Origin of the sequence: Kordia jejudonensis (assembly GCF_001005315.1) — a bacterium.
Lineage (GTDB): Bacteria > Bacteroidota > Bacteroidia > Flavobacteriales > Flavobacteriaceae > Kordia > Kordia jejudonensis.
Window position 1 is genome coordinate 1 of the sequence record NZ_LBMG01000125.1, and the last position, 2,210, is coordinate 2,210.

Genomic DNA, 2,210 nt, shown 5'->3' on the forward strand with positions numbered 1-2,210 from the left:
ACGCAGGACTTGCTAAAGCCATTCGTAATGCGAAAATGTGATTCAGAAAATCAATATATATAAACTTCAGTTAGAGTAATTCATAATTTAACTAGATAATTTAATATAAGTTCATTTAGAAAATTTTTAATATTATCTTGTAATTTGTTTTGTTTAAGACAAGTTAATTTTATGGATGAAATAGATGAAAAAATCGCTGAAATACCTTTTTTGATAGTAATTATAATTCTTTTAACGAAAAAAAGGGGTGTTTTCCCCTATCAAAACTACGGGAATTCCCCCCTTTTTTCTTAATTAGTGCATTTTTTCCTTTTTGATGTAAAAAACTTACAAAAAATATAATTACATTGCCACATCGAAAATTTTAAACCATGAAAAAAAGAAATTTATTACTGCCATTTTTATTACTATTTGTCATTATGATAAGTTGTGATAATGAAATTAATTCTGTTGAGGAAGAAAATCTTAAATATTCTCTTGTCTCTCCTGATAACTTTAGGATCGCTAATTCAGAAAATGAGTTAAATTTAAAAATTACCGAAGGAAGAGGGAAAATTTTAGATGTTTCATATATCAAAACAGATAAAGAATCTGTTGTGGCATTAATAAAATACTTTATTAATGGAGAAGAATTCACAACTGCTTTGGTTAGTGGTATTGAAAATTTCAAATTTCCATTTAATGCAATTATAAAATTTAATAGACTTTCTAATGATTCTAGTGAAACTAATGAAAGTGATGATGTTTACATTTCATGTGTTGGATCAAGTTGTTGCGCTCCTGGTGGATCGTATGATCCTGGAACCAGACAATTTAATTTCCATTGTAAATGTGACGAGAACGGAAATAATTCAAGCTGTATAATGAGAGTAGGAAGTAAAGCTCCTGAGATTAAAGAATAAAGAATTAAAAATTGGATCAAAAAAAAGCTGTCTCAAAATTAATTGATTCAGCTTTTTTTTATTTCACTTTATAACTTGTAGAATTTTACTCATTTTTTTTATTAGAAAATAACATCTCGATTTTTTTAAAATATTCATAACTAGCATAATACATAACTAAAACCTTCTCATGCAAAATAATTCAAACTTTGTTGAAACTGTTAAGAATAAATATGAATACTTAAAGGAACTATTCTGGGCATTACCCGTATTACAAAGAGTTTTTCTATCGTCGATTATCGGAGCAATAGCTGGTGGATCTATTATAAGGTTTCTAAATACTTATGCACTTTATTACCATGCCATCCGTCAAGGATTTAGAGTCCCCGTAGAAGGTGTTGAATATATAAATCTTGCTATTAGTATGGTTTCTTTTGGAATCATAATAGTTTCGATAACTTGTACTATATTATTATACTTTTTATTTAAACAACTTGCTAAAGTATTTAATAGATTATTTAATTCTAATGAAAACAAAATTTTGTGGGGACAATTGTTTATGATCTCATTAAGTATTGTGATAGTCATTTTAATATCCTCTTATTATGGTTTTGAAAAAATTGAATCTGAGAAGTATACTACTCTCAGTTCTATCAATGATAGTCTAATAAAGATCAAATCTGAACATAATCAAAAAATCTCAAATTATCTAAAAGAAAAACATACAGAGACACCAAATAATTTTTTGCGATTTAATGATTCCTTAGTTATTATATATAAATATGATGGCTTATATAATGTTACAGATAGACTACAAATTAATTTAGAGGATAATGCAGATTATGTAGATATTTACAAAAAGAAAAAAATAGCAGAAATTAAGTTTGAAAATGAAAAATCAAATTATAAAATTAGAATAATTTTACTCATATTGTTTCTTCTGACTTACATTCCTATTAATTATGTAATAACTACAAAGAAAAGAATAAAAGTATTTACGCTAATTTTGACATTAGTGTTTACAGTCATATTTCTTTTTTCAGTGTTCAATCAATCAGTTTATAAAAACTTCCTTAGAGCTATTGCCTATGGAGGAGAAATTCCAATTAAAATTGAATACCGAAAAGCAGATGATAAACAAGAAGTTACCGAAGGGGTATTACTTATAAGAAGTAGGAATAGTATAATTCTCAAAAATCTTTCAACAAATAATAAAGAAGAAATTCCTAATGAGAGAATTTCTAAAATAATCTTTTTGTAACTAATGCCTAGTATAAAAATACAACTTAATTAATTATAAAAAGCTCCAATCCTTACAATTGGAGCTTC

2 protein-coding genes are annotated in these 2,210 nt (G+C 26.2%); both read left to right on the top strand.

Features of this window, described 5'->3' with window-relative positions; translation table 11 throughout:
- Positions 1 to 371: 371 nt before the first annotated feature.
- Positions 372 to 902, top strand: coding sequence for a hypothetical protein (locus tag AA089_RS22890; RefSeq protein WP_046759352.1), 531 nt, complete (start codon positions 372 to 374; stop codon positions 900 to 902).
- Between the two features lie 169 nt (positions 903 to 1,071).
- Complete coding sequence (locus tag AA089_RS22895) at positions 1,072 to 2,142, top strand: hypothetical protein (RefSeq protein WP_046759353.1); 1,071 nt, start codon at positions 1,072 to 1,074, stop codon at positions 2,140 to 2,142.
- Positions 2,143 to 2,210 lie beyond the last annotated feature (68 nt).

Excerpts from the sequence above, each read along its gene's own strand:
- AA089_RS22890 (WP_046759352.1), top strand. The coding sequence starts at position 372 with ATGAAAAAAAGAAATTTATTACTGCCATTTTTATTACTATTTGTCATT.
- AA089_RS22895 (WP_046759353.1), top strand. The coding sequence starts at position 1,072 with ATGCAAAATAATTCAAACTTTGTTGAAACTGTTAAGAATAAATATGAA.